Origin of the sequence: Rhodococcus sp. IEGM 1354, from assembly GCF_030056855.1 — a bacterium.
GTDB lineage: Bacteria > Actinomycetota > Actinomycetes > Mycobacteriales > Mycobacteriaceae > Rhodococcoides.
Genome location: NZ_JASHKT010000001.1, coordinates 323,021 through 346,167, shown reverse-complemented (window position 1 = coordinate 346,167; position 23,147 = coordinate 323,021). Strand labels below are relative to the sequence as shown.

The window sequence follows — 23,147 nt, the reverse complement described above, 5'->3', positions numbered from 1 at the left end:
TGAGCCCATGCGCGTGGATGGGCGGGACGTTCCCGTAGCGGGAAACCTGCTGCAGCCGCTGGTGAGAAGAACCAGTGACATCATTCGGGTCGTTGCCGCCTCGGTGTTCTTGAGCCTGGTCATCGCCGGCTCGCTCATCACCCGAAATCAGTGGGACGCACTCGAACAATCGGTGTCCAACATCGTCGGCGTGCTCAGCCCCGATCAGTCCAACGCCGTCTACATCGTCTACGGCGTCGCGATCCTCGCCCTCCCGTTCGGAGTGTTGATCGGGCTGATCGCCGGACGCAAATGGAAACTGTTGGCCGGGTACGCGGCGGCAGCGCTGATCGCCGCGCTGGCTCTGTCCATCACCGGTACCGGAATCTCGACTCCGACGTGGGATCTGGACGTGCCCGACCGGCTCGACACGTTCCTGTCGCAATTCCTCGACGATTCGCGCTGGATCGCCATGCTCGCCGCGGCGCTCACGGTGTCCGGCCCGGGCTTGCCCGCGCGGTGGCGTCGAGCATGGTGGGCACTGTTGCTCGCATTCGTACCGATACACCTGGTGGTGTCCACGGTGGTCCCGGCCCGTTCGCTGCTCGGGCTGGCCGTCGGTTGGCTCGTCGGTGCGATCATCGTGCTGCTGGTCGGTACCCCTGCACTGGAGGTTCCTCTCGACGCGGCCGTGCGCCTGTTCCGCAGCCGGGGCGTCGACGTCCGCGGCTTCACCGTCGTGCGACCCGCAGGCCCGGGCCCGTTGGTGCTGAACGCACACACCCCGGACGCCGATGTGGTGGTCGAGCTCTACGGGCAGAACCAGCGCAGTGGCGGTGCGCTACGCCAGTTCTGGCGATGGATCACCCGACGCGGCAGCGAGACAGCGCCGTTGCACGCGTCCATGCGCCGCGCCGTCGAGCACCGCGCGTTGATGGGCTTGGCCATCAAGGGTGTGAACGCCGCAGGCAGCGACCCGTTGGCGGTGGCAGCACTCGACCGCGGCTGGACGTTGTACGCACACAGCCAGCCCATCGGCGACCCCATCGAGGCCGAGCTCGACGACGCTGCGCTCAGGGCTCTGTGGTCGGCTTTGAACACGTTGCACGAGAACCAGATCTCGCACGGTGACCTGCATCGCGGTGAGCTTCGAATCCACGACGGTGCGGCGTTGTTCTGCGGTTTCGGGCACGCGGAACTCGGCGCATCGGACGCTCAGATGCAATCCGACGTCGCACAGCTGTTGCTCACCACCGCAGACCTTTTCGGCTCACACCGAGCCGTGGCCACGGCCGTCGAGGTACTGGGAATCGACGTCGTGATCGCGGCTTCCGGTCGATTGACCAAGTCCGCCATCCCCCTTCGGGTTCGCCAGTCGGTTGCCGATGCAGGGAAGACGATGAAGTCCGTCCGGCTCGAAGTGCTCGATCAGACCGGTGCCGCGAGCATCGAGGCCGAGCAGGTCACTCGATTCACCCGCAATCAGATCATCTCGCTCGTGTTGCTGATCGGATTGGTCTATGTCGCATACCCGTTCATCAGTGCAGTTCCCGCGTTCGTCGTCGAATTGGGCTCGGTCGACTGGTGGTGGGCACTGCTCGGTCTGGCCGTCTCCGCCCTGACCTACATCGGTGCCGGCGCCGCACTGTGGGCGTGCGCATTCGGCAAGGTCAGCTTCAGAAATCTGACCATCATGCAGGTGGCGAATACTTTTGCCGCGACCACGACACCCGCGGGCGTCGGCGGTCTGGCTCTGAGCGTCCGCTTTCTGCAGAAGGGCGGATTGGGTACCGTCCGTGCGACGGCCGCTGTGGCACTGCAACAGTCGGTTCAGGTGATCACCCATGTCAGCCTGCTGATCTTCTTCAGTGTCGTCGCCGGAACGTCGTCGGGGCTGTCGAACATGGTGCCGGGCAACACCGTGCTCTACCTCATCGCCGGCGTAGCTTTCGGGGTCGTGGGGACCTTCATGTTCGTACCCAAGCTGCGATTGTGGCTCAAAGTGGCCGTGCGGCCCCAGGTTGCCGAAGTACTCACCGAGCTCGGCGAACTCGCCCGCGACCCGAAACGGTTCTCGATCATCATCCTCGGTTGTGCCGCAACCACTTTGGGTGCTGCGCTCGCCCTGTGGGCGAGTATCGAAGCGTTCGGCGGCGGAACGACGTTCGTGACGGTGACAGTGGTGACGATGATCGGTGGCACATTGGCCTCGGCCGCCCCGACGCCGGGCGGTGTGGGGGCCGTGGAAGCCGCCCTCATCGGTGGGCTTGCCGCGTTCGGTCTCCCCGCGTCCATCGCAGTCCCGTCCGTGCTGCTCTACCGCGTACTGACCTGCTGGTTACCGGTGTTTCTCGGCTGGCCGACGTTGCGCTGGCTCACCAAGCACGACATGGTCTGAACGGCTGCAACCCCACTACGACACCAGGTGTGAGTGCTAGCGTTCACGCAGGTTAGTGGCTGGTTCTACGGAGGGCGTCACCATTTCCGAACCGGGAGACTTCGCACCCACCGCGCAGGAACGCTGGGTGCGGCTGTTCATCAGCGGAATGACGCTCACATTCGGCCTCGCCGGGGCCCTGATGGTCCCCGCCGGTCAGTTCTCCGACACCATGTCGATCGCCGTACTGCTCGCGTCCGTCACCACGGTGCCGGTGGCGATTGCCTGGTACGCACGGCCGTGGGCGTCGACGAGGATGGCGATCGTCTACATCCTCTACGCCGACGTCGGCATCGTGACCGTTCTGTTCTCCTTCCAAACGCACTTCGACGCGATGCCGGGCTGCGCGATGTTCTCGATCGTCGCAGCGTTCATCGTCGTCGCGAGCTCGCACCGTGTCATGTTGATTCACTTGGCAATCGGCGCACTCACCCTCGCAGGGCTTGCCGCTCTGGCTGTCTCGGAGGGTGCCGATCCATGGTCCACCACTTCTCGAATGGTAACCATCGGATCCCTCTACGCCGCACCCTTCATGATCAAGTCGTACATCGGTCAGCTGCGAACGAGCGCGGCGAGAGCACTGCGAGATCCGTTGACCGGCCTGTGGAACCGACGTGGGTTGCTCGATACCGTCGACTCGTTGCGCCTGTCCCCAGCCGAAGATCGTGCACAGCAAGCGGTCGGGGTGACCGTCCTCGACATCGATCGGTTCAAGCACATCAACGACAGGTTCGGCCATCCCTCCGGTGACGCGGTGCTCGTTGAGGTCGCCCGTCGCCTGTCCTATGCGGTGGGGGACAAGTCCGCGATCGCACGACTCGGCGGCGACGAGTTCGTGGTCGTCAGTGTCGGAACCCGAGAGTCGATCACCGAATCGGACAACAGGATTCGCGCTGCGCTGGAGGAATCGTTCGACGGCCCGCCGTTCACCACCAGTGTGGGATCGGCCGTGGAGACGTCGCCCACCGACACCGGCCTACACGTACTGGTCCGACGGTTGATCGCACTCGCCGACATCGAGATGTATCGCTTCAAAGCACGGACCTCGGGAAGGTTCCCGGAGACCGGACTGTCCGAAGCAGATACCCGCGAGCAGGCAAGGCAGAGAATCGATGCGCTCATCGAAGCCGGCGGGCCCGACATCTTCTTCCAGCCCATCTGCAATACGGTCACCGGTTCGACCGTCGGCTACGAGGCACTGTCGCGATTCCCATTCGGCCACGGATCGCCTCTGTCGTGGTACCGCGACGCAGCGGACGCCGGCGTCGGTCCACGGCTCGAACGCGCAGCGCTGGAACGGGCGCTGGCGCACATTCATCTTCTGCCGCCGGGACCTTTCGTGTCGCTGAACGCGTCGGCGGACACCATCCGCACGACCGACCTACTGGACCGGTTGCGTCCACATCTGGTATCACGAACCTTCCACCTCGAGATCACCGAACACGAACGCGTCGACGACTACCGTGCGGTGACCCGCGCCATCGAGAGCTTGCGCGACGCCGGAGTTCAGATCTCCATCGACGACGTCGGAGCCGGTTTCGCCGGTATGCGCCACATCGTCGAGCTTCGGCCCGACACCCTCAAGATCGACTACGCACTCGTGCACGGAATCGATCGGGACTCGTTCCGTCGCGCCGCGGCCACGGCGATCATCGACTTGGCCCGACAGATCGGTGCCAGCGTCATCATGGAGGGTGTCGAGACCGACGCGGAATTGCGGGTCGCGGCAGATCTCGGTGCCGACATGGTGCAGGGGTTCCTCACCGGTCGACCACAACCGGCCACGGTGGACCGTGGCCGGACCGACGAATCCGCTACACCGAAGAATCGACGGTGAATTTCGTCAACGACGGAGCCGCGGCCAGTAGCGGCGGCAATTCGACGATCTTGCCCGGTCCGGCGCGGAACTCGCGGTACTTCGCGTCGGCCTCCGCCGACTCCCAGGCCTCGTGCGCGACGACGTGCGCTTCGTTCTCTTCGTCGACCCACACCTCGACGCCGAGGCATCCCTCGAACGCGCGGGTGTCCGCGAGCACGGTCCGCAGCAGCGCCCGCGCCTCGGCGAGGGACTCGGGCTTGAACGTCAGATCCAACAGTGCAATGAGAGCCATACCGTCACCCTAGACCCGCTCCACTGCGCCGACGCTCCGGCGGGCTTACGATGTCGCAGCAACTCGAAAGGCCGACGACACATGACCACCGTGATCTCCAATGCGTATATCGCCCCCATTGTCGGCGACGAGATTCCCTCCGGCTATCTCGTGATCGAAGGAGCGAAGATCAGCGCCGTGGGCTCCGGCTCGGCACCGGTCCTCGCCGGGGCAGAGAACATCGACGCGGCCGGCTGCCTCGTCACGCCGGGACTGGTGAACACCCATCACCACCTCTACCAGTGGGCCTCTCAAGGTCTCGCCAAGGACGACACGCTTTTCGAATGGCTTGTGGCGCTGTACAAACCGTGGTCCAAGATGGATGCCGAGGTCGTCGGCGGCGCAGCTGCTGCCGGCCTCGGTTGGCTGGCGAAATCGGGGTGCACGACGAGCACCGATCATCACTACATCTTCCCCAAGGGTCGAGGCGACCTGTTCGCCGCCGAGATCGACGCCGCACAACGCATCGGCGTCCGATTTCAGCCGTGCCGCGGCTCGATGGACCGGGGTGTGTCCGACGGCGGTCTGCCGCCCGACGAGGTGGTCGAAACGCTCGACGACATCCTCACCGCTACCGCCGAGGCCATCGACACCTATCACGACGCCTCCTTCGGCTCTATGCTCCGCATCGCCGTCGCGCCGTGCTCCCCGTTCTCGATCAGCAAGCAGCTGCTCGTCGAGTCCGCCGGGCTTGCTCGCGCCAAAGGTGTTCGGCTGCATACTCATCTGGCCGAGACTCTGGACGAGGAGGAGCATTGTCTCGCTCAGATGAACTGCACCCCGGTCGAGTACATGGAGCAGGTCGGCTGGCTCGGTGACGACGTGTGGTTCGCCCACGCAGTGCACCTGCACGATTCCGATATCGCGAAAATGGCAGTCACCGGGACCGGCACTGCGCACTGCCCGAGTTCCAACGCACGCCTGGGCGCAGGCATCGCCCGCATCTCCGATCTGCTCGCGGCCGGTGCCCCCGTCGGCCTCGGTGTCGACGGTTCCGCCTCGGCCGAGATGGTGCCGCTGGCCGGGGAGGTGCGGCAAGCGATGTACATGCAGCGCGCCAAATACGGACCGACTGCGCTCACGGCACGTCAGGCGCTGGAGATCGGAACGCTGGGCGGTGCAACGATACTGGGACGGCAGAGCGAGATCGGTTCGCTCGAGGTCGGCAAGCTGGCCGACATCGCCATCTGGCGCACCGACGGGTTCTACGCGGCCGTGGACGACCCTGTCGTCGCGTTCGCGTACGGGCAAACACCGCCGCTGGCGCGCGTGATGGTGGGCGGTCGAACGATCGTCGAGAACGACGTCCTGATCAGCGCACCGCAGGACGAAATAGGCCGCGCCGGAGCCGATGCGCACCGTCGCCTGATGACACTCGCGCAGGACGTGCTGTGAGCAGGTCTTGGAACCCAATACTTCAATCCCGCAACACCTTTGCATCACGCGCGAACGTTGTGACCTCGTCGGTCGACCACACGTGGGCCGGAACTGCTCCGCCGAGAAGCTCCCGCGCCAGAGCCGGGGAATCCCCGATCGGGACGTCGCTGCCGGCGATGATGATGTTGCCGTAACGCCTGCCCTTGAGCATCGCCGGATCCGCGACGATCGCCGTGTGCGGAAATATGCTTCCGATGGTCGACGCCTCCTGCTTCGCGAGCGAGAGATCGCGTCGATCACCACAGTTGACGACGTACATGCCGCCGGGTGAGAGGACGCGTCGGACATGCGTGGTGAATTCGGCGGTGAGCAGCGGGGCCGGAGTTGTGGCTCCGGCGAACACATCTCGCACGATCAGGTCGCGACTGTTCTCGCTGAGAGTTTCGGTGACCGCCCGAGCCTCGCCGACACGGATGCGCAGTAGAGGTGCACGCGGTAGGTCGAACCATTCGCGCACCAGTTCCGAGAGCTTTCCATCGAGCTCCACGACCACCTGACGCGCACCGGGAAACTCGGCGGTGAACGAGCGCGCCAGCGTGCAGGCCCCGCCCCCGAGATGCAGCGCACGCAGCGGGAAGGTCGAATCCCACTGCGCTCGAACGAGGCTCGAGATCCACCGCATGTACTCGAACTCGAGTACGGTGGGATCGTTCATGTCTATATGCGAACTCGGCACGTCGTTGACGTTGACGACCCACCCGTCGTCGGAGAAAGCGTCGCGAACCAGTTCGCAGGTACCCGAATCGATTTCGAACACCCCGGGTTGCAAAGATCCGACCGCTGCCGACGCCCGCTTCCTACCCACGGGAGTCCTCCAGCCGGAAGTCCGCGAAATCGAAGCCGGGAGTGACGATGCAGCTCACCAGGCTCGGTTCGTCGCCCACCGGCTGCGCCCGCTGCCATACCGACGGTGGCACGATCTGCTGCGGTGACTCCGGTGCGACCAGCAACGAGGTCGCGGCCCCCGGCTGGGTCCCCGCACCGCCGAGGTCGAGCTGCACTGGACTGCCACGGTGGTAGAGCCACATCTCCGTGCCACGGACGGTGTGCCAGGCCGACTGCTGGCCGGGCATCAGCAGGAACAGGATTGCCGTACCTGCTGCGCGCGGGCCGGGATAACCGTCGGGCAGAGATGTCTGTGGAATCGTGACCTCGCTGCGCCAGGTCTCCTTGAACCAACCACCCTCCGGGTGGGGTGCAAGGTCCAGGCTCTGAGCCCAGTCGGGCAACGACGTCATGCCGGCAAGCCTAGTCAGTCCGTGGCGACCTGAACCCGGAACCTGTCGCGCTCGGTGTGCAGGCTCCACAGCTGCTCGGCGAGAGCCTCGGGGCTCTTCTTCGGATCGCTGCCGTCGATGGCACCGCCGATGATCAACTGCGACACCTGAATTCCCTCCTCGGCCAACTCCTCGTTGAGCAGCTGCGCGTATGCGGCCTGGCCGGCGAACGCGATGGACGTGCCGGTGACCGTACGACCGGGCTTCACCGCAGAGCCGCCGTTGACGAACAGGATGGTGCCTTTGTTCTTGCCGAGGAACCTCATGCCCGGCAACACCTGGTGGACGGCGGCGATGGGTCCGTAGATGGAGAACTCGACCGGGCCGACCATGTCGGCCGGGGTGGTTTCGAGCACGGGCCGCATGAAGTCTTTCTGCGGGAGCGGGCTGTACTGCAGCACCTCGATGGGACCGAGCGTTTCGGTGACCTGCTCCAAGGCTGCGGCGATCGAGGCCGGGTCGCGCACGTCGGCGGCGAAGCCCTTCGCGGACACACCGTCGGCCGCCAACTGATCAGCGAGTGCGTCGACACGGGCCTGGTTGCGGGCGATGAGGCCGACCGAGTAGCCCTGAGCGCCGAACTTGCGCGCCACTGCTGCTCCGAGTCCTGCACCTGCTCCGACTATTGCAATAGAAGTCATGTCGGATTCAAGGATCGATGGTCCTCGACTATTCCGACGACCGTCTCGAGCAAGGCCTCCGCATTCCGGTGCAACGCGGTGACATCCGCGGTCCAGCCGAGCACCCGCAGGGCGGCCTCCGCGATCCCCGCCGCATCCACCGTCGGGTCGCGGCGTCCGTTCTCACGATCAGCTCGCGCGTTCACCACGGTCTCCACCAGCCGAAACGGCAGGTCTTCCGTCCCCGGTCTGCGCTCGGAGCCCAGTTGCACCAGCGTGTCCGACGCAATGGCCGCATACAGACTCATCAGCGTGTACCGATGGTCGCGGAATGTCTCGAAGCGCTCGCTGCGCAGCTCGGGCAGCAGATAGAGCGCGCCCAGGTTCCAGGTGGACGCGGCGAGCTGTCCGGCGTCGAAGTACGCGAGCGCATACATCTGGGTCGAGGCTTCGGCCCCGGAATCACGAATTCGCTGCGCAACGGCCAACGGCGCGTCGACGGTACCGCTGAGCAGCGCGTCGAGGATGTCGTCTTTGGTGGCGAAGTGGTGATACAGCGAGGCCTGACGCAATCCGACGGCGTCGGCGATCACGCGGGTCGAGGTGTTGGTGAAGCCGCGAGTGGTGAACAGCTCGGCTGCCGCGTCGAGGATTTCCTCGCGGGCGGTGTCTCCTGCCCTCTTCTTTGTGCTCAGCCGTGGTCTGCCTGCGCCGGTCATGACTGCATCTTGTCAGGTCCACGTGACGGTGAGATTTCTGTCATCTGATCGAAATAGACGAAACGAGGTTGTTTCACGACGGACACCGCCCGGGAACGGCGGTGCCGAAAACTATCAACTGACAGAAACCCGCCTCGGCGATGCAGCGGGCGGTCACTCACCACCCACCTCGCCCGTAGGAGTGAACATGAGCTCGACAACATTGCCGGCCCCGGGCTCGGGTTCGGAACCGACGTCCACCACCGACCATTCGGATCTTGCGGCCCTCGGCTACGACCAGCAGCTGCACCGCAGTCTCGGCAAGTACGCGTCGTTCGCTGCCGGCTTCTCGTTCGTCTCGATCCTCACCACCATCTTCCAGCTCTTCGGCCTCGGCTTCAGCTTCGGCGGACCGGCTTTCTTCCTGACCTGGCCGCTGGTGTTCCTCGGCCAGTTCATGGTGGCGCTCAACTTCGCGGAACTCGCTGCCCGCTATCCCATCTCGGGTGCCATCTATCACTGGTCGCGGCGCATGGGCGGTGAACTGGTCGGGTGGTTCGCCGGATGGTTCATGATCATCGCGCAGATCGTCACCGCCTCCGCCGCCGCAATCGCACTGCAGGTGGTGCTGCCCAGCATCTGGGGCGGATTCCAGTTGATCGGTGAGGACACCGCTCTCACTTCGTCGAGCGGAGCTGCGAATGCCGTTGTGCTGGGATCGATTCTGCTGGTACTCACGACCACCATCAACTGCATCGGCGTGAACTGGATATCGCGCATCAACAGCATCGGAGTCACCTGCGAGATCGTGGGTGTCATCGCCCTCGTGCTGGTCTTCTTCACCCATGCCGAACGCGGACCGCAGGTCGTCTTCGATACCGGCAGCGCCGGAGCAGATCCCGGTTACATCGGCGCCTGGATCGTCTCGGGCCTGATGGCCGCCTACGTCATGGTCGGCTTCGGATCGGCGGGCGAACTCGCCGAGGAAACCCGCAACCCCCGACGCGTCGCACCGCGCACCATCCGCCTCGCACTGTCGGCGTCGGCACTGGGCGGTGGCCTGATGATCGTCGGCGCTCTGATGGCCGCACCCAGCCTGACCGATGGTCAGCTTGCGACGCAGGGACTTCCGTACGTCATCGACTCGATCCTCACGTCGCCGTGGGGCAAGGTCCTGCTCATCGACGTCGCGATCGCCGTGTTCATCTGCACCCTCGCGATCCAGACCGCGGCCTCGCGGCTGATGTTCTCGATGGCCCGCGACGGCCGACTGCCTGCCTCCGCTGCGTTGGCGAAGGTGAACTCGCGCACCGGAACCCCCATTGCACCCTCGGTGCTCATAGGTCTCGCCTGCGTTGCGATCCTGGCGGTCAACGTCGGGAACTCCGCGATCTTCACCACGCTCTCCAGCGTCTGCATCGTGCTGATCTACCTCGCCTACATGATGGTGACCGTCCCGCTGCTGATCCAGCGACTCAAGGGCTGGCCGCACGGCGGCGTCATGCACGACGCCGACGGCGAGAAGCTCTTCACCCTGGGCCGACTCGGCCTGCCGGTCAACATCGCCGCAGTTCTGTACGGGGGCCTGATGGTGATCAACCTGTCGTGGCCGCGGGCCGAGATCTTCGACCCCACCGGCGAATTCCCGCTGCTGCGGTGGGCCGCACCATTGACCGTCCTCGCAGTGATCGTCGTGGGTATCGCCTGCCTTCCCCACGGCAAAGCCCACCCCAAGCCCGTCACGATCGGAGCCTGAACCACCATGAGCACGGCAACAACGTATTCCGCCAAGGAACACGCGCGATCCCAGGCCACCGTCGCGCCCGCACCCACAGCACCCGAGGGCATTTCGGAACTCAACTGGGCCGAATCGGTGCCCGGCGGAAGTTACACCACCAAGGTCCTCGCCCGCGGAAGCCGACTGCGTCTCGTCGACGTGGACGGTGCTGCCTGCGCCAATCTGTTGCTCTATCGCGTCGACGCACCGTGGGAACGGCTCAACACCGCCGACACCGTCAAGGTTCCGTGGCAGGCGTATCTGAGCGCCGGTCACCCCCTGCTCTCGGACCAGGGTCGGGTGCTGGCGACCATCGTCGACGACACCTCCGGTCACCACGACGCACTGTGCGGTACCACGTCCACGGCGACCAACACCGCCAAATACGGAGTGAGCGGACCACATTCGTCGGCACCGGCAGGGCGTGAACTGTTCACCCTCGCCGCAGCCAAGCACGGACTGGAACCGCGGGACGTGGCACCGTCATTGTCGTTCTTCCACGGCGTCACCGTCGCAGGGGACGGCGCTCTGGTGAGCACCGGCTCGGGCGGACCGGGCCGCTCGGTGGATCTGCTGATCCATCTGCCGGTGATCGTGTTGCTCGCGAACACTGCTCACCCACTGGACCCCAGCCCGGAGTACCCCACGACGACGCTCGATGTACTGGCATGGCGCGCACCGGAGGAGCTGCTCACACTCGACAACACCGAGCCGGAATACCAACGCGCAGTGCAGAACACCGAGAACGCATGGAAGGCAGCGCAATGACTACCAGTGCAGTGATCATCAGAGACGAGATCGCCCCCGCGTTCGGGCCCTGGTCCGCAGTCGTCGAGGCCGGTGACGTCCTGGCGATCGTCGATCTCTACGGTAACCAGGCCGTCGACACCCTGCTGTACGGCGCGCACGATCATTCGCTCCGGTACTCCGCTGCCGCGACGGTCACCGCGCAACGGAACCTGTTCCTCACCACCGGAACCGTTCTGCGCAGCGATGATTCGACACCTCTGATGACGATCATCGACGATGAGGTCGGCAACCACGACACCGTCGGCGGTGCCTGCTCCAAGGAATCGAATACTCTGCGCTACGGCCATCACACCCAGCACCAGCACGCGTGCGTCGAGAACTTCCTCATCGAGGGTTCCAAGTGGGGTCTCGGCAAGCGAGACCTGGCCCCCAACATCAACTTCTTCATGAACGTCCCCGTCGACGCGGACGGCACCCTCGGCATCGTCGACGGTCTGTCGGCTCCCGGAAAGACGCTCTCGTTGCGTGCCGAGATCGACACGCTGGTGTTGGTCTCGAATTGCCCGCAGATCAACAACCCCTGCAACGGATTCGACCCCACCGCGGTGCAGATGATCGTGACGCGATCATGACCGCGACCAAGATGACCGTCCAGCGGCCCGGCATGATCACCACGGTGCAGGACTGGCCAGGACGGGTCGGCTATTGGAAGGTGGGCGTGCCGCCGTCGGGACCGATGGACGATCTGTCGTTCCGGCTCGGCAACACCGCGCTCGGCAACCCCGAGGGTGTACCGGGTCTCGAATCGACCATGGCCGGGCCGGCATTGACGTTCGACGCCGATACCTACGTCTGTGTGACCGGTGCAGCGGTTCCGGTGCGCATCGACGGCCGATCGGCCGCGCAGTGGAAACCGGTCCTGGTTCCCGCCGGTGCCACCCTCGATGTCGGCACCACCACCGGCCACGGGCTGCGGGTGTACGTCCTGATCCAGGGTGGCCTCGACGTCGACGACTACCTCGGCAGCGCAGCCACATTCACGCTCGGTAAGTTCGGCGGACATCGCGGCGGTATCCTGGGCGAGGGTGACATCATCGGACTGGCCGGCCGCTCCGATGACTCCTCCGTCCTCGGGCCGATCCCGATGGAACACCTGCCGGTGCTGACGTCGAGCTGGGACATCGCAGTCACCGAGGGCCCGCACGGCGCACCGGAGTTCTTCACCCGCGACGACATCGACACCCTCTACGCCACCCGCTACGAGGTGCACTTCAACTCCGATCGCACCGGAGTTCGGCTGATCGGACCCAAGCCGCAGTGGGCGCGTGCCGACGGCGGCGAGGCCGGATTGCACCCGTCCAACATCCACGACAACGCCTACAGCGTCGGCGCATTGGACTTCACCGGTGACACCCCGATCCTGCTCGGCCCCGACGGCCCCAGTCTCGGCGGATTCGTCTGTCCTGTCACCGTTGTCGCGGCCGAGCGTTGGAAGCTCGGTCAACTTCGTCCCGGGGACACTATCCGATTCGTGCCGGTTCGAGCTGCAGCCACCGCGCCGCTGGGATCGCTCGGCCTCGCTCGGCGCGCATCACTGCCCGCAGTCTTCTCCGCCGGCGGTGACGGCGACGACGGCGTCATCGCTCGGCGTGACGCCGATACGTGCGTCACCTATCGGCGATCGGGCGACGACAACGTGCTCGTCGAGTACGGCGACATGAAGCTCGACCTCACACTGCGAGCACGGGTACACGCGCTGCACCAGCGGGTAGAGGCCATCGCGCCCCGAGGCCTGCTGGATCTGACCCCCGGCATCCGCTCGCTGCAGGTCAAGGTGAATCCCGATGTGCTGTCGATCGATTCGCTGATGGGCCTGCTCGGCGAGGTCGAGGACGATCTGCCCGCAGCCTCGGAACTCGTTGTTCCCAGCCGCCAGGTTCGGCTCCCGCTGTCGTGGGACGACCCGTCGACCAGGGAAGCGATCCAGCGGTACATGCACGGTGTTCGCGCCGACGCCCCGTGGTGTCCCTGGAACATCGAGTTCATCAGGCGGATGAACGGACTCGATTCCGTCGCAGACGTGTTCGACACTGTGTTCGCGGCGGACTACATGGTTCTCGGGCTCGGTGACGTGTACCTCGGTGCCCCGGTGGCGACCCCGCTGGATCCGCGCCACCGCCTGGTGACGACGAAGTACAACCCGGCACGCACGTGGACGCCGGAGAACGCCGTCGGAATCGGCGGGGCATACCTGTGCATCTACGGCATGGAGGGTCCCGGCGGATACCAGTTCGTCGGCCGAACCACGCAGGTGTGGAACCACAGTGCCGCCTACAGCGGCGGGCCGTTCGAGGAAGGAACCCCGTGGCTGTTGCGGTTCTTCGACCGAATCTCCTGGTACTCGGTCGAACCCGAGGAGCTGATGGACCTGCGCGCCGATCTGGCAGCAGGTCGCGGCGGTGGAGTCGAGATCACCGACGGTGAGTTCTCGCTCGCCGAGCACGAGAGTTTCCTCGAGACCAACGCCGAATCCATCGCCGAGTTCCGCGCGACCCAGGCCGTGGCCTTCGGGGCCGAGCGGGACGCGTGGTCGGCCGCCGGAGAATTCGACAAGAGAGGCAAGATCGATGCTGCCTGAGGTACGGGAACGAGTTCTGCAGGCCTACAAGCGAATCGCGGAGGTCGACCGACCCGAAGTGTGGATCACCCTGCGCGACGAGGACGACGTACTGGCCGAGGCGGTGGCGCTCGAACGTGCACTGGAGGCAGGTGCAGATCTGCCGCTCGCCGGCGTGCTGGTTGCCGTCAAGGACAACATCGACGTCGCCGGTCTGCCCACTACTGCGGCGTGCCCCGAATTCGCCTACACACCAGCAGTCTCCGCCGTCGCCATCGAACGATTGACGAGCCAGGGCGCACTGATACTCGGCAAGACCAACCTGGACCAATTCGCCACCGGACTGGTCGGCACCCGAAGCCCCTACGGAGCAGTGCGCTGTGCCTGGGACCCCACGCTGGTCTCGGGCGGATCCAGTTCCGGCTCGGCAGTGGCGGTGGCACTGGGGATCGCGGACATCGGAATCGGCACCGACACAGCCGGATCCGGGCGAGTCCCCGCCGCGTTCCACGGACTCGTCGGAATCAAGGCGACACTCGGGATTGTGCCGAACACCGGCGTCGTTCCCGCCTGCGCCGACTACGACTGCGTCACCGTGCTCGCCCACGATCTCGACAGTGCCACGGCGGCGATGAAGGTCATGACCGGTCCGACCACCACCGATCCGCGCAGCCGGGCCTGGCCCGCCGACGTTCGACTGGCCGCGTCGCCGGAGCCCCGGGTCGCCGTTCCACGTGCCGCGGATCTGGTATCGCTGAGCCCGGAATACCGTCGGGCATTCGAGGAGACGGTCGCAGGCCTGGCCGACAAGGGCTTCACCCACGTCGAAGTCGACATCTCGGACCTCCTCGATGCGGCCACACTGCTGTACGACGGAGCCATTGTGGCGCAGCGCTATTCGGCCATCGGAGAGTTTCTCGACACCGCGCCGACCGGTGCCGATCCCACGGTCGCTGCCATCGTCCGCGCTGCAGCCGGCCCGTCCGCGCACCGGTACGTGGACGATCTGGACACTCTCGCGCGAGCGAAGACCGCGGCCTGCGCGCTACTGAGCGACGTCGACGGTCTGCTGCTGCCCACCACCACCGAGCACCCGAGCATCGCTGCAGTGCAGGCAGATCCGGTCGGAATCAACCGACGCCTCGGCACGCTCACCAACTTCTGCAACCTGCTCGACATGGCTGCGGTGGCCGTCCCCGGTGCCCCGACGCCAGACGGCACTCCATTCGGAGTCATGTTCGTCGTCCCCGCGTTCGAGGATCAGATCGCCGTCGACCTCGCTGCTCGGCTGAGCGAGACAGAATCACCCTCGTTGATCGACGACGGCATCGAGGTGCTGGCCGTCGGGGCACACCTGCGCGGGTTCCCGGTGCACAGCCAGCTGACCGATCGGGGCGCACGGTTCAGCGGCGAGGTGACGACGTCTGCGGACTATCGACTCGTGGATCTGCACACCACACCGCCCAAGCCCGGTCTGGTGCGCCGCGAACGGGACGGCGCACCCATTGCCGGAGAGCTGTACCGAATGTCCGCTGCGGCGCTCGGCACCTTTCTCGCCGGGTTGCCCGCGCCGATGGGCCTCGGGCCGGTCGAGTTGTCGGACGGACGCTGGGTCACCGGGTTCTGCTGCGCCCACGACGCGGCCGAGAAGGGCACCGACATCACCGAGTACGGCGGTTGGCGTGTCTACCGCGATCAGGGGTTACTATCCTGAGCAGCTGACTATCATCGTGATAGTTACTCGAGGACAGGCGAGACACATGATCACTGATGAGCAACGACGATCGCAGACCTTCTCGTGGGTCGACCCCGCCGAGGTGCTGAAGACTGCGTCCACCATGAGCGGTCTCGACGCCATGCGTGCGCTGGCGAACGGCGAGTTGCCACCTCCGCCCATCGCAGCGCTCATGCAGTTCTCCCCGGTCTCGGTCGAGAACGGCAAGGTGGTGTTCGAGTGCCAACCGTCCGAGGCGCACTACAACCCGATCGGCATGGTGCACGGCGGTCTGGTGTGCACGCTTCTCGACACAGTCCTCGGTTGCGCGGCCCACACCACGCTCCCGGCAGGCACCGGGTACACCTCCATCGACATCAACGTCAGCTACCAACGCCCGGTGCACTCCCACAGCGGACCTTTGACGGCCACCGGGATCGTGGTCAAGAACGGCTCGCGAGTCATCTTCACCGAGGGTTCGGTGGTCGACAACACCGGCAGAGTCGTCGCAACCGGGACGAGCTCCCTGCTGGTCATCGCCGGAAAGTAGCAATGCAGCGTCGTAGTTTTGCGGACATGGAATGCCCCATCGCCGGTGCACTCGAGCAGGTGGGCGAATGGTGGACGTTGCTGATACTGCGGGATGTGCTCGACGGCTTCTCTCGGTTCGACGAGCTGGAGTCCAATCTCGGTATCGCTCCGAACATGTTGGCGCGCAGACTCAAAGGCCTCGTCGACGGCGGGCTCCTGGCCAAGGTGCAATACAGCGAGCGCCCCGCGCGCCACGAGTACGTGCCGACGGCGCGGGCCCGCGAACTCGGCCCGGTCATCGTCGCCCTGTATGCATGGGGAAACAAGCATGTGCCGCAGCAGGATCGGCGGGTGGTCCTGGTGGACGGAGACGGCCGACCGATCGATCCGGTGCTCGTCGATCGCGAGACGGGAAGGACTCTGCGCGAGAGCCACGCGCAGTTCCTGCCGGGCCCGGCTGCATCCGAAGCCGTACGGCAACGGCTGGACCCGGATATGCGAGCCGCGCGTCGATCACGCCGGGAGCGGCCTGCTGCCGTCGGTGGCGACACGCACCGCCAGTAGCCCGAGCACGGTGCCCATGAGGTAGCGCTGCAGCTTCAGCCAGGTGGGCCGGACGGCGAGGAATCGGGCAATCGATCCGGCCAGCACGACGATCGATAGGTTGACCGCGACCGCCACGGCGATCTGCACGCCGCCGAGCGTGAAGCCCTGCAGCAGAAGGCGTCCGGCCGCGGGATCGATGAACTGGGGAATGACCGAGATGTACATGATCGCGATCTTCGGGTTCAGCAGATTGGTCACCAGACCCATCGCGAACAGTCGCCGGTTCGAATCCTGTTGCAGCGCAGTCGGCTCGAAGGCGGATGCCGTTCCGCGTAGGGCCTGCACGGCAAGCCAACCGAGGTAGACCGCTCCGGCGAGCTTGACGGCCGTGTACAGCGCAGGCACGGCCGTAAACACCGCTGCCAGGCCGAAATTGGTCGCCGTCAGGTAGACCAGAAAGCCGACAGCCACACCTGCGAGGGACACCATCCCCGCCCGCCTGCCTTGCGAAATGCTGCGCGAGACGAGGTAGATCATGTTGGGACCCGGTGTCAGAACCAACACGAGGGCGACGGCGAACACGCCGAATACTGCAGACCACGAGACCATACGGTCGACACTTCCCGATAGTGGAACGCCCGGGTAGAGCCAATTACCCTCTTGTGGACACCTATTCGCTTCGCACGATCGAGGCGACCTCGTCACCGATGGCGGCCATGCCGGCTGCCGTCGGGTGCAGTGGCGCAGCGGGGTTCTCCGGGATGACGCCCTCGAAGTACCGCTGATCGACTGCCGCGCAGACATCGTGGCCGACGCTGAGCGCCTCGGTGTCGACGAACTCGGCCCCGTGCTCCTCGGCCTGTGTCTTCAGCGCCTGGTTCATGGCGGTGATGCTGCTCTGGATGTAGTCGGCGTCCTCGGGGAGAACCGGTTGAGTGGGGAAGCAGCCGCCGTCGGGGAGATACGTTCCGTATCCGACGACGAGGATCCGCGCGTCGGGCGCACGCTCGGCCACCGCGTCGAGCATCGCGCCCCAACCCGGAGCCTTGTCCGCGATGGCGGCGGCGACGGTGTCGACACCGCCGGCGGTGAGCCGGTCCTTGCAGACGTTGCCGGTCGAGGAATCCGCGAACGTCAGGCAGCCCACCGCGGTCGAGACGAGCCCGATGTCGTTGCCACCGATCGTCACCGTCACCAGATCGGTCTCGGGCGTCACCGCGTCGAGTTGGACGGGCTGATCACCGCTCGACGTGCTCTGGGGCGTCGAGACGAGGTTCTCGGTCACGGCTCCGCCGCACGTGACGTCGAGGAACGATGCGACCTCGAGCTGAGCGGCGACGACGTGCGGGTAGTTCGAGTCGGATTGCTCGCAGCCCGGTACACCCACCGGCTCCGGAATTCGTGGCCCCGATGCAGCGGAGTCTCCCAACGCGACATAGTTCAGTGCAGCCGAGGCCGGGGCATCCGGGACGTCCGTATCGGGTGCGCTGGGCGAAGAACACGCCCCCAGCAGACTCACGGCAACAGCAATCCCGACGTAGATCCCTGGGTTCCTCACAGGCTCGACGCTACCGCGGCCGGTAACCTCGACCGGGTTGTCCCACGAGTACGTCTACACATCGAAGGAAAGAGACATCTCATGATCACCAACTTCATCAACGCGATCCTGGCCGGCTTCGGCTCCATTTCCGCTGGTAGCAGCGGCTTCGAACTGGCACCGGGAACGCTGCCCTTCGGACTGTAGAGACCGCTCCCATCGCTGTCCGTGCGGTGCCGACGGTTCGTCCGGCACCGCACGGGTACACCGCACACATGACTGATCCGAAGCACGACGAGAACTCTGCCCCCGACGCCGACAAGGACGTGCAGTCCGACCCGGCTGCGGGCACCGATTCCAACGACTGGTCCAGCGAGGGCGGGGCCATCGAAACAGGCCCGGCTACCGACGACGAGCGAACCGACAGCAACTAGCCGAACAAGCGGCGAGGCGCAGATCGCACCGTTCGGACGTCACCGTCGGACACGATGTGCTCCACCGCTTCTCCGCGCGCTCGCATCGCTGGGTCGGCGGTGAAGTCCACGCGGGCATCGCCGAGCCAGTCGATGCCCACGACGATCCCCACGGTTCCCTGGGGAATGCCGCTTCGCCAACGCACGCGTCCCAGATTTCGGATCGCGACGACAGTATCCCCGATTTCGAAATGCCCCATAGCGCCCCCAATGTGTTCCTGCCGATCAGTATTCCGCACCAGAACTGCCTGTTCAAGCGGTAGATCCGCGCTTACAGCGACCGATGGCGACCGTCGGCCCTGCCAACGCGGGGACAAACAGGGCAGCTACCTCGTTTTGTGCGCACGCGCAGGCGTCACGGTATTTTCGTCTTCCATAATTTGCCGTACTGGCAATTTCCCTTGCCAAACGGCCGCGTATGTCCGCACACTGCAGACATGACTTCAGACAACGCACACCCAGCGCCCACCGAGAATGTCCGCGTCGATGCGATCATCGTCGGCGGCGGAGTCGCCGGGCTCAGCGCCGCGGTAGCTCTCGGACGCTCGCGCCGATCCGTGACGATCATCGACGCCGGCGATCCGCGCAACGCTCCGGCCGCCCATTCGCACAACTACCTGACGCGCGACGGCGAATCTCCGCTCGAGCTCGTTCGTCTCGGCCGTATCGAGGCCGAGCACTACGGCGTCCGCATCGTCGACGGCAGCGCGACCTCGGCTGCGCGGACCGACTCCGGGTTCGAGGTGTCCCTCGCCGACGGGACCGTCGTTCGATGCCGTCGCCTCCTGGTCACCACCGGTCTCACCGACATTCTCCCCAGCATCCCCGGGCTCGCCGAGCGCTGGGGCCGAGATGTACTGCACTGCCCGTACTGCCACGGATGGGAAGTCCGAGACCGGGCGATCGGCATCATCGGCAGCGTCATGTCCGGACATCAGGCCCAGATGTGGCGTCAACTGTCGGAGAACGTCACCGTCTTCACCCACACCGCAACGGGATTGAGCCCCGAGGAGCTGACGCGGATGCGCGCCCGCGGGATCGTCGTGGTCGAAGAAGAGATCACGCGAGTCGACGTCGAGAACGACGCCATCGTCGGCGTCACGTTGGCGAACGGCGTCGCCGTCGCGCTCGACGCCGTGGTCGTCGGCCCCAACTTCGCTTCCCGTGCAGACGTTCTCGAATCGTTGGGACTCGACACGACCGAGATGGTGATGAACGGTCATGTCCTCGGCACCTACATCGAGGCCGACCCAGTCGGGGCGACGTCCGTGCCCGGGGTGTGGGTGGCCGGCAACGTGGCGGCACCCATGGACACCGTCGTCGCGGCCTCGGCGGCAGGCGTGAAGGCCGGTGCCGCGATCAACAGTGACCTGATCGAGGAGGACGTCCGGTTCGCCGTCGAGCAGGCCGAAGCAATGGCCTCCTGACATCGGACATCAGCTTCCCAGCGCGGTTGCCAGTGCGCTCTCGATGGCGTCTTTGCGGACCCCGAGTTCGGTCAGGGTGGCATCCTCGTTCTCGAGCAGCGCCAACAGGATGTGCTCGGTGCCGATGTAGTTGTGCCCCAACCGAAGCGCCTCACGGAAGGTCAATTCCAGTGCCTTCTGGGCACCGGCGTCGAATGGGATCAGCGCCGGCAGGGGATCTGCCGGTTCCGGCAGCGTCGCCGTGACCGCGGTACGGATCCGCTCGTCGGTGAGCCCCAGGGCACCCAGCAGCTTCGCGGCGAAGCCCTCGGGCTCACCGAGCAGGCCGAGGATCAGGTGCCCGGTGGTGATGCGATCGTTGCTCGTCGCCCGGGCCTCGTTCTGCGCCCCCACCACCACATTGCGTGCGCGTGGAGTGAAGCGCGAGAAGCCCTGACTGGCGTCGAGTTCGGCCGGGTCGTCGCCGCCCTTGGCCACGAAACGCTTCTGTACCGCCTGCTTGCTGACGCCCATCGACGCTCCGATGGCAGTCCAGGATGCACCGGAGCGGCGCGCACGATCAACGAAGTGGCCGATCAGATGGTCGGCGATGTCGCCGAGCGCATCGGCGGCGATCACCGCGTCGGAGAGTTGATCGAGTGCGTCGGTGTGCACCTTCTCGATGGCGGCGATCAGGTCGTCGAGTCGGACTGGATTGGTGATCTTCGTCGATTCTGTCATGCGTCAACTTTAGGTTGACGGTCGTCGATCGTCAACCCTTGGTTGACGACTGTTCCCCGGGGGCGGTGGAGTCGCGGTTTGTTCGAGGGCAAATAGTGACCCTGATCACCGTTTGTGCAGGCAAAGACGTATATTCACCGATGATGGCGTCAGTCGGGACGGTGCGAGTCCGCACGCGAGGGGAAGTGGGGTCCTTCGATGAATGCGAAGGCCGCTGCACCTTTCGCCGTGCCGTCGGTGCGGACCGCGTTCTTGGCTGCGGTGGCCGTCGTCGCGGTGACGGTGTTCGTCCAGGGCAGTGCCGACGTGCGTGCCGGCGTTCTGGCTGTCGTCGCCGTCGGATCGGTCGTGGCGATCAGTGCGGCAATTCGTCGCTACCGTCCGACCGACGCCCGCTGCTGGTGGGCTCTGTTCGGAGCCTCGGTGCTGTTCATGTTCGGAGTCTCCTTTCGCAGTGACCCGAACGCACTGGATCGATCGTTCTCGCTGCTCCCGGATCTGTTCACTCTCACCGGGTACGCCCTGGTGGGATACGCCCTGTCTCGGTGGATCCGAGACCGCCGGTCGATCGACGACATCACCCCACTCGTCGATGCAGGCCTGATCTTTCTCGGCACGCTGTTCCTGTCGTGGTTGCTGCTGATCTCCCCGGCCCTCGCCCTGCCGCGTTCGCCCGTGTCGACGGTGATGAACGGGATCTATCCGGCGATCGACGCGGCGCTGATCACGTTGACGACATATCTGCTCTTCTCCTCCAAACCCCGCTCCGCCGCGTTGTTCTGGGCGCTGCTCGCCCTGGTGGCTACGTTCGTCGGCGACGTGTCCTACGCCTTCGCGGCGACGACCGACGACGCTCCGTCCTCGGGGTTGCTCGACGGCATCTACCTGTTCGCGTACCTGTCGTTGGCGATGGCAGCGCTCGATCCGTCGATGCGCACGGTGTCGCACCGGCAGACCCCCGCGCCCGCCCACAGCAGCCGTCGGGTGGTCTTCGTGGTGTTGTTGTTGGTGGTCTGCGCGACCGTGCCGCTGCTCGGTTCGGCGGTCTCCACCGGCGACCTGATCGTCCGCTCGCTGTTGCTCGCCTCGATCCTGGTCGGTGCTTTCCTCCGCGGCGAACGCGCCCTGGCCCGAGTGCAGACCGGCGAGGAGCATGCCCGCTACCTCGCGGCACACGATCTGCTCACCGGCCTGCCGAACCGCACGACGCTCGACGCGGAATACGCCCGACACGAACGCGATCGACGCCCCGGACGCACCTGCACGCTGTTCGTCGACCTCGACAACTTCAAGATGGTCAACGATTCGTACGGCCACCGCGTCGGAGACGAGTTGATCGTCGCCGCAGCACGTCGCATCCGCGCGGCCGTCGGTGCTGCCGATACCGTCGTTCGGTATGCCGGCGACGAATTCGTGGTGCTCACCCGCCGCGACCGTTCGGGTTCGGAACTGTTGGCGCGCCGCATCATCGAGCGACTGAGCGAGCCGTTCCCGCTCAGTGCTGCCACCGCCTACGTCTCGGCCTCGGTGGGCATCGCCGACGCCGAACGACTGAACGACGCCATCCGCGAGGCCGACACCGCGATGTATCACGCGAAATCTCTCGGGGCGTCTCGCTACGCGTTCTTCGACGAGTCCTTGCGTGCGCGAGCAACATCGGCGATCGAGACCGCCACCGCGCTCCGCGGCGCGATCCGGCGCGGGGAACTCGAGGTCTACTACCAACCGATCGTCGCGACGAAGTCCCGCAAGACCGTTGTCTACGAGGCGCTCGTACGTTGGAACTGGCAGGGCCGAGTACGGACGCCGAACGAGTTCATCCCGATCGCCGAATCAACGAATCTGATCGAGGAGATCGGTGAGTGGGTACTGCGCACCGCGATCTCCGATCTGGTGACACTGCGCGCGAACGGGCAGGACGTCACCATGTCGGTCAACGTCTCGCCGATGCAGTTGCGCGACGACTCGCTGCCGGGCATCGTCCAACGGGTGCTCGACACCTTCGGTGTCACCGGTGCGGATCTGGCGCTCGAGATCACCGAAGGTGTTCTGATCGACGACATCGGAGCCGCGAAAACCGTGCTCGATCGGCTCGCCGCCATGGGAGTACTCATCGTGCTCGACGATTTCGGCATCGGCTACTCGTCGCTGAACCGGTTGCGCGAGATGCCGATTGCGCTGCTCAAGATCGACAAGTCCTTCGTCCACGAGATCGGCGACTCCGATTCCGACGTGCAGTTGATCCGCGCGATCACTGCCATGGCGTCGGCACTTCCCGTGGCGACCGTGGCCGAGGGGGTCGAGACCGAGGAACAGGCCGCGATCATCGAGCAGCTCGACTGCCGTTTCGCGCAGGGTTATCTTTACGGCAGGCCCGCCCCCATCGCGCATTGGCTTCTCGAATCAGCGCATCAACGGTAAGCACGGTGTTAGCGTCGAGCGGTGTCTGCAACCGGA

22 protein-coding genes are annotated in these 23,147 nt (G+C 65.5%); 13 read left to right on the top strand and 9 right to left on the bottom strand.

Annotated features, from left to right (window positions below; translation table 11 throughout):
• Nucleotides 1-7: 7 nt before the first annotated feature.
• Both QM588_RS01790 and QM588_RS01785 read left to right on the top strand, forming a co-directional pair.
• Nucleotides 8-2,377 carry a lysylphosphatidylglycerol synthase transmembrane domain-containing protein gene (locus QM588_RS01790; RefSeq protein ID WP_283311059.1) on the top strand — a complete coding sequence of 790 codons (2,370 nt, stop codon included), beginning with the start codon at nt 8-10 and terminating at the stop codon, nt 2,375-2,377.
• 55 nt (nt 2,378-2,432) lie between these two features.
• Nucleotides 2,433-4,253: a bifunctional diguanylate cyclase/phosphodiesterase gene (locus tag QM588_RS01785; RefSeq protein ID WP_283311058.1), complete on the top strand. Its 1,821-nt coding sequence runs from the start codon at nt 2,433-2,435 to the stop codon at nt 4,251-4,253.
• Here QM588_RS01785 and QM588_RS01780 read toward each other — a convergent pair.
• Nucleotides 4,231-4,527, bottom strand: a complete 297-nt coding sequence (locus QM588_RS01780; protein WP_283311056.1) for a putative quinol monooxygenase — start codon at nt 4,525-4,527, stop codon at nt 4,231-4,233. The genes QM588_RS01785 and QM588_RS01780 overlap by 23 nt on opposite strands.
• 81 nt (nt 4,528-4,608) lie before the next feature.
• Here QM588_RS01780 and QM588_RS01775 point away from each other — a divergent pair, with 81 nt between their 5' ends.
• Nucleotides 4,609-5,961: an 8-oxoguanine deaminase gene (locus tag QM588_RS01775; protein WP_283311054.1), complete on the top strand. Its 1,353-nt coding sequence runs from the start codon at nt 4,609-4,611 to the stop codon at nt 5,959-5,961.
• A 22-nt stretch (nt 5,962-5,983) separates the two neighbouring features.
• Here QM588_RS01775 and QM588_RS01770 read toward each other — a convergent pair whose 3' ends face one another.
• The 4 genes from QM588_RS01770 to QM588_RS01755 are packed head-to-tail and all read right to left on the bottom strand — an operon-like array spanning nt 5,984 to nt 8,619.
• On the bottom strand, nt 5,984-6,808 hold the full coding sequence (locus tag QM588_RS01770; protein ID WP_283311053.1) for a spermidine synthase: 825 nt from the start codon (nt 6,806-6,808) through the stop codon (nt 5,984-5,986).
• Entirely contained in the window at nt 6,801-7,241 is a 441-nt protein-coding gene (locus tag QM588_RS01765) for a cupin domain-containing protein (protein WP_283311051.1), read from the bottom strand. The genes QM588_RS01770 and QM588_RS01765 overlap by 8 nt, the downstream gene beginning before the upstream one ends.
• Nucleotides 7,242-7,255: 14 nt before the next feature.
• A complete protein-coding gene (locus QM588_RS01760; RefSeq protein WP_283311049.1) occupies nt 7,256-7,921 on the bottom strand; it encodes an SDR family NAD(P)-dependent oxidoreductase in 666 nt (221 codons plus the stop codon).
• Nucleotides 7,918-8,619, bottom strand: coding sequence for a TetR/AcrR family transcriptional regulator (locus QM588_RS01755; RefSeq protein ID WP_283311047.1), 702 nt, complete (start codon nt 8,617-8,619; stop codon nt 7,918-7,920). Before QM588_RS01755 ends, QM588_RS01760 begins: the two co-directional genes overlap by 4 nt.
• Before the next feature lie 187 nt (nt 8,620-8,806).
• On the opposite strand from QM588_RS01755, the gene QM588_RS01750 reads away from it, so the two are divergent.
• The 7 genes from QM588_RS01750 to QM588_RS01720 are packed head-to-tail and all read left to right on the top strand — an operon-like array spanning nt 8,807 to nt 16,551.
• Nucleotides 8,807-10,354: an amino acid permease gene (locus QM588_RS01750; protein ID WP_283311045.1), complete on the top strand. Its 1,548-nt coding sequence runs from the start codon at nt 8,807-8,809 to the stop codon at nt 10,352-10,354.
• Nucleotides 10,355-10,360: 6 nt separating this feature from the next.
• The gene (locus QM588_RS01745; RefSeq protein WP_283311043.1) at nt 10,361-11,143 is read left to right on the top strand and encodes an urea amidolyase associated protein UAAP1; all 783 of its coding nucleotides are present in this window, start codon (nt 10,361-10,363) and stop codon (nt 11,141-11,143) included.
• Nucleotides 11,140-11,757: an urea amidolyase associated protein UAAP2 gene (locus QM588_RS01740; RefSeq protein ID WP_283311042.1), complete on the top strand. Its 618-nt coding sequence runs from the start codon at nt 11,140-11,142 to the stop codon at nt 11,755-11,757. Before QM588_RS01745 ends, QM588_RS01740 begins: the two co-directional genes overlap by 4 nt.
• Nucleotides 11,754-13,763, top strand: a complete 2,010-nt coding sequence (locus tag QM588_RS01735) for a 5-oxoprolinase/urea amidolyase family protein (RefSeq protein WP_283311041.1) — start codon at nt 11,754-11,756, stop codon at nt 13,761-13,763. The genes QM588_RS01740 and QM588_RS01735 overlap by 4 nt, the downstream gene beginning before the upstream one ends.
• Nucleotides 13,753-15,456: an allophanate hydrolase gene (atzF, locus tag QM588_RS01730; protein ID WP_283311040.1), complete on the top strand. Its 1,704-nt coding sequence runs from the start codon at nt 13,753-13,755 to the stop codon at nt 15,454-15,456. The genes QM588_RS01735 and atzF overlap by 11 nt, the downstream gene beginning before the upstream one ends.
• A gap of 46 nt (nt 15,457-15,502) precedes the next feature.
• A complete protein-coding gene (locus QM588_RS01725) occupies nt 15,503-16,006 on the top strand; it encodes a PaaI family thioesterase (protein ID WP_283311039.1) in 504 nt (167 codons plus the stop codon).
• Between the two features lie 2 nt (nt 16,007-16,008).
• On the top strand, nt 16,009-16,551 hold the full coding sequence (locus QM588_RS01720) for a winged helix-turn-helix transcriptional regulator (protein ID WP_283311038.1): 543 nt from the start codon (nt 16,009-16,011) through the stop codon (nt 16,549-16,551).
• Here QM588_RS01720 and QM588_RS01715 read toward each other — a convergent pair.
• Both QM588_RS01715 and QM588_RS01710 read right to left on the bottom strand, forming a co-directional pair.
• Nucleotides 16,501-17,142 (bottom strand): LysE family translocator, encoded by a 642-nt coding sequence (locus QM588_RS01715; protein ID WP_283311037.1) that lies wholly within the window; start codon nt 17,140-17,142, stop codon nt 16,501-16,503. The genes QM588_RS01720 and QM588_RS01715 overlap by 51 nt on opposite strands.
• A 61-nt stretch (nt 17,143-17,203) precedes the next feature.
• Nucleotides 17,204-18,091 (bottom strand): SGNH/GDSL hydrolase family protein, encoded by an 888-nt coding sequence (locus QM588_RS01710; RefSeq protein WP_283311036.1) that lies wholly within the window; start codon nt 18,089-18,091, stop codon nt 17,204-17,206.
• Between the two features lie 254 nt (nt 18,092-18,345).
• Here QM588_RS01710 and QM588_RS01705 point away from each other — a divergent pair, with 254 nt between their 5' ends.
• Nucleotides 18,346-18,504: a hypothetical protein gene (locus tag QM588_RS01705; RefSeq protein WP_222088597.1), complete on the top strand. Its 159-nt coding sequence runs from the start codon at nt 18,346-18,348 to the stop codon at nt 18,502-18,504.
• Here QM588_RS01705 and QM588_RS01700 read toward each other — a convergent pair.
• Nucleotides 18,501-18,689: a hypothetical protein gene (locus QM588_RS01700; protein ID WP_283311035.1), complete on the bottom strand. Its 189-nt coding sequence runs from the start codon at nt 18,687-18,689 to the stop codon at nt 18,501-18,503. The two genes, QM588_RS01705 and QM588_RS01700, sit on opposite strands and share 4 nt — an antisense overlap.
• A 291-nt stretch (nt 18,690-18,980) precedes the next feature.
• Here QM588_RS01700 and QM588_RS01695 point away from each other — a divergent pair, with 291 nt between their 5' ends.
• Nucleotides 18,981-19,970, top strand: a complete 990-nt coding sequence (locus tag QM588_RS01695) for an NAD(P)/FAD-dependent oxidoreductase (protein ID WP_283311034.1) — start codon at nt 18,981-18,983, stop codon at nt 19,968-19,970.
• A gap of 9 nt (nt 19,971-19,979) precedes the next feature.
• Here the strand turns inward: QM588_RS01695 and QM588_RS01690 are convergent, their stop codons facing one another.
• Nucleotides 19,980-20,690, bottom strand: a complete 711-nt coding sequence (locus QM588_RS01690; protein ID WP_283311033.1) for a Clp protease N-terminal domain-containing protein — start codon at nt 20,688-20,690, stop codon at nt 19,980-19,982.
• 198 nt (nt 20,691-20,888) lie between these two features.
• On the opposite strand from QM588_RS01690, the gene QM588_RS01685 reads away from it, so the two are divergent.
• The gene (locus QM588_RS01685) at nt 20,889-23,111 is read left to right on the top strand and encodes a putative bifunctional diguanylate cyclase/phosphodiesterase (RefSeq protein ID WP_283311032.1); all 2,223 of its coding nucleotides are present in this window, start codon (nt 20,889-20,891) and stop codon (nt 23,109-23,111) included.
• Nucleotides 23,112-23,147: the final 36 nt, after the last annotated feature.

Coding starts and splice junctions, on each gene's coding strand:
- QM588_RS01790 (WP_283311059.1), top strand. CDS start 8: ATGCGCGTGGATGGGCGGGACGTTCCCGTAGCGGGAAACCTGCTGCAG.
- QM588_RS01780 (WP_283311056.1), bottom strand. CDS start 4,527: ATGGCTCTCATTGCACTGTTGGATCTGACGTTCAAGCCCGAGTCCCTC.
- QM588_RS01775 (WP_283311054.1), top strand. CDS start 4,609: ATGACCACCGTGATCTCCAATGCGTATATCGCCCCCATTGTCGGCGAC.
- QM588_RS01765 (WP_283311051.1), bottom strand. CDS start 7,241: ATGACGTCGTTGCCCGACTGGGCTCAGAGCCTGGACCTTGCACCCCAC.
- QM588_RS01760 (WP_283311049.1), bottom strand. CDS start 7,921: ATGACTTCTATTGCAATAGTCGGAGCAGGTGCAGGACTCGGAGCAGCA.
- QM588_RS01755 (WP_283311047.1), bottom strand. CDS start 8,619: ATGACCGGCGCAGGCAGACCACGGCTGAGCACAAAGAAGAGGGCAGGA.
- QM588_RS01750 (WP_283311045.1), top strand. CDS start 8,807: ATGAGCTCGACAACATTGCCGGCCCCGGGCTCGGGTTCGGAACCGACG.
- QM588_RS01745 (WP_283311043.1), top strand. CDS start 10,361: ATGAGCACGGCAACAACGTATTCCGCCAAGGAACACGCGCGATCCCAG.
- QM588_RS01740 (WP_283311042.1), top strand. CDS start 11,140: ATGACTACCAGTGCAGTGATCATCAGAGACGAGATCGCCCCCGCGTTC.
- QM588_RS01735 (WP_283311041.1), top strand. CDS start 11,754: ATGACCGCGACCAAGATGACCGTCCAGCGGCCCGGCATGATCACCACG.
- atzF (WP_283311040.1), top strand. CDS start 13,753: ATGCTGCCTGAGGTACGGGAACGAGTTCTGCAGGCCTACAAGCGAATC.
- QM588_RS01725 (WP_283311039.1), top strand. CDS start 15,503: ATGATCACTGATGAGCAACGACGATCGCAGACCTTCTCGTGGGTCGAC.
- QM588_RS01720 (WP_283311038.1), top strand. CDS start 16,009: ATGCAGCGTCGTAGTTTTGCGGACATGGAATGCCCCATCGCCGGTGCA.
- QM588_RS01715 (WP_283311037.1), bottom strand. CDS start 17,142: ATGGTCTCGTGGTCTGCAGTATTCGGCGTGTTCGCCGTCGCCCTCGTG.
- QM588_RS01705 (WP_222088597.1), top strand. CDS start 18,346: ATGACTGATCCGAAGCACGACGAGAACTCTGCCCCCGACGCCGACAAG.
- QM588_RS01695 (WP_283311034.1), top strand. CDS start 18,981: ATGACTTCAGACAACGCACACCCAGCGCCCACCGAGAATGTCCGCGTC.
- QM588_RS01690 (WP_283311033.1), bottom strand. CDS start 20,690: ATGACAGAATCGACGAAGATCACCAATCCAGTCCGACTCGACGACCTG.
- QM588_RS01685 (WP_283311032.1), top strand. CDS start 20,889: ATGAATGCGAAGGCCGCTGCACCTTTCGCCGTGCCGTCGGTGCGGACC.